Origin of the sequence: Subdoligranulum sp. APC924/74 (assembly GCF_003324125.1) — a bacterium.
GTDB lineage: Bacteria > Bacillota > Clostridia > Oscillospirales > Ruminococcaceae > Gemmiger > Gemmiger qucibialis.
Map to the genome: position 1 here is coordinate 1 of NZ_PSQF01000168.1, position 2,763 is coordinate 2,763.

Consider the following 2,763-nt stretch of genomic DNA (forward strand, 5'->3'; position numbering starts at 1 on the left):
GTATTATCTGCGCTTTTGGCTTGGCATCTGCCGCACCTCGCTCGCCGTATCGGCACTTAGAATTATGCGGTATTGCCATAAAAAATCCTGCAAACAGGATAGCGGCCCCGTTTGCAGGCCATTCAGCTCAAAATTTAATAGGTGATGATCACGCCCTGGTCCTGTGCGTAAAAGCTGCACAGACCGCTGCAGGGCACAATATCCACCCGCGCATCCGGCCATTTGGCGTGGATGCCGTGTTCCAACAGGTTGGCGGCGTTCTGGTTGTTGCACTCGCTGATCAGCACCGGGCGCACACCATCATAACCGTCCTCGTCCATCTGTTCCAAAATCTTGGCAAGCACCCGCGCTTCGCCGCGCGTCTTAAAGAAAAAGTCGATTGTGCCATCTTCGGTGCGGCGGCCCAAAACGCGCATGTTCAGCCGCCCGGCAATAAAGCCCACCACGCGGCTGACCCGCCCGGCTTTGGCAAGGTTATCAAAGCTGGCCAGGGCAAACATAATGTGCCCTTTCTGTGCCCAGTTGGCCAGCTCCATGCAGATGGTATCAAAGTTGGTTCCTATCCGGATCAGCTTGTTGGCCAGCTCTGCTGCACCGGCCAGCGCACCGGAACAGCTCAGAGTATCCAACACAAAAATCTGCTTTTCGGGGTGTTCTTCCAGCACCATCTCCCGCGCGGCCAGCGCGGCGTTGTAGCTGCCCGAAAGATTATGGCTGATGGTCAGCGCAATGCTTTTGTCCGCCATCAAAAACAGCTCGGCCCATTCTTCCGGGCTGGGGCAGGCGGTGGCGCTGGCGCCGTTATAATCCGTCATGGCCTGCAGCATGGCTTTGGTGTTCAGGGTGGGCAAGTCCACAAACTCGCGCTCGCCAACGCGAATCTTGAATGGAACCAATGCAAACTGAACCCCCGGTGCAGTGTCCGGCAGGGTACGGATCTCACAAGAAGAGTCCGATGCGATCATCCATTCCATAAAAAGTCCTCCTGTAACGCAGGCAAAAAGCTGCGTAATCAGCCGGAACAATCCGGCATTTTTTTGGCGCGCTCGTGGCCGCCGTGCCGCGGCGGGGCCAACCCCCAGGCCGCGGATACTATTTTCTAATTCTATTATACGGGCCGCCCAACAAAGCGTCAAGCAAGAAAAAACAGCAAGTGTAAAAATTAGCGCCTTTTCCCGGCGGGCTATTGCGCCAATGTGTGCAGCGGGGTATAATATCTATATCTGTTGCTTTTGCCCTCCGGCGCGCCGGGGCTGCTGATAAAAGGAGAAAATAAACCCTATGGCTGATTATTACCACTACCGCCAAAAGATAGAAAAACAGCGCCGCCGCCGCAACGCGGTAGTTGCCCTGATGGTGGTGCTGATCATACTGTGTGCAGCTGCAGGCTTTTTCTGGATGTCCCGCCACAATCAGCAGGCGAACACCCCCCAGGCGGAGCCTACCATGCCCACAGCGGAAACTGCTGCCACGGCAACCCCGGAGCAGCCCGAACCCACCGCTCAAACGCCGGGTAACCCCCAGCGCCTGCTTCCCGCCGTGGATAACGCCGCGTGGGATACAGCCACCCCGGTGGAACAGACCATAGATCTGGAGTACCTGAACACCGATTCCCGCATGGCCGCCCTGCCTGCCCTTGGCACCGTGGAGCGCAGCCACTTTGACACCGTTACTTTTTTGGGTGACAGCATTACCGAGGGCATGGAGTGTTATGCCACCGGCTACCAGAACGCCCATGTGCGTGCCTATCGCGGTGCCGGCCCGGAAAGCGTTGTCTATAATACCACCGTCAAGGATCACATCCGCAATGTGCAGGAACCGGCCTTTGACGCCGTGGTGGAGACCCAGCCCGATGCGCTGTATATCCTGTTCGGCACCAACACCCTGGTCAACGGCAGCGAGGACACCGCCACCAAGTTCATCACCTATTATGAAAAAATGATCGACATGTTCCACGAAAGCCTGCCGAACGTACCGATCTATGTGCAGTCCATCCCCGGCGTTCAGGAATGGGTCAAGGATTCCAAGCCCGGCTTGCAGAATGACCGCATCAAGCTGGTCAACAACCTGCTGGCTAACATGGCGCTGCGCAAGGGCTGCTACTTTGTCAATATTGCCGAAGCCCTGAATCAGCCCGATGGCAGCCAGATTGACGAATACGAAGCCGATGGCATCCACATGCAGCCGGTAGGCTATACCGCCTGGTGCAACTATCTGGCAACCCATACGGCATGGGATCGCCGCAACACCTATGCGGGCGAAAATCCGCTCTATATCCTGGGCAGCTGATGCTGCCCGCGCCTTTATGCGGCATCAACAACATAAGCACAACAAATGCACTGCCAACCCCCGTTTTGCTGCGGGGCAAGGCAGTGCATTTTGTTCTATTTGCATAGAAAAAACGGCGGGATATTTCGCGGTATTAAATCGTTTTTTGTCTAGTTTAACAAGGATTCCTGCAAATGTGTGTCAATTTTACACAAATCGACCCAGCAACTTACGAAAATTTTAGCGCTTTATTACAGAAATCTCTTGAAATTCCGCTGCAAAACAGGTAATATAAATATAGCAAAAACAAATTGGGTGCAGTTTATGCCGGAACAGGCAGCAGGAACAGGAATTTGTGCTGTTCTTTGTATCATCAGCGCATAGCCTGCCTCAATCAGAGGTGTTTCCGGAAACCTAAGGCAACACCGCACAATTCCCGCCTGACGGCTTAAGCACCGCTCCGGCGGCTGCGGCACGGCATCTGCGTTGCCAAAA

3 protein-coding genes are annotated in these 2,763 nt (G+C 54.9%); 1 reads left to right on the plus strand and 2 read right to left on the minus strand.

What is annotated here, in order from left to right:
- Window positions 1–134: 134 nt before the first annotated feature.
- Window positions 135–974 (minus strand): DegV family protein, encoded by an 840-nt coding sequence (locus C4885_RS15885; protein WP_114001266.1) that lies wholly within the window; start codon window positions 972–974, stop codon window positions 135–137.
- A gap of 307 nt (window positions 975–1,281) precedes the next feature.
- Here C4885_RS15885 and C4885_RS15890 point away from each other — a divergent pair, with 307 nt between their 5' ends.
- Window positions 1,282–2,289 carry a GDSL-type esterase/lipase family protein gene (locus tag C4885_RS15890; RefSeq protein ID WP_114001267.1) on the plus strand — a complete coding sequence of 336 codons (1,008 nt, stop codon included), beginning with the start codon at window positions 1,282–1,284 and terminating at the stop codon, window positions 2,287–2,289.
- Between the two features lie 230 nt (window positions 2,290–2,519).
- On the opposite strand, the gene C4885_RS16875 is transcribed toward C4885_RS15890, so the two are convergent.
- Window positions 2,520–2,763 (minus strand): hypothetical protein (locus C4885_RS16875; RefSeq protein WP_207657615.1); only part of this gene is annotated, 244 nt, incomplete at its 5' end.

Coding starts and splice junctions, on each gene's coding strand:
- C4885_RS15885 (WP_114001266.1), bottom strand. CDS start 974: ATGGAATGGATGATCGCATCGGACTCTTCTTGTGAGATCCGTACCCTG.
- C4885_RS15890 (WP_114001267.1), top strand. CDS start 1,282: ATGGCTGATTATTACCACTACCGCCAAAAGATAGAAAAACAGCGCCGC.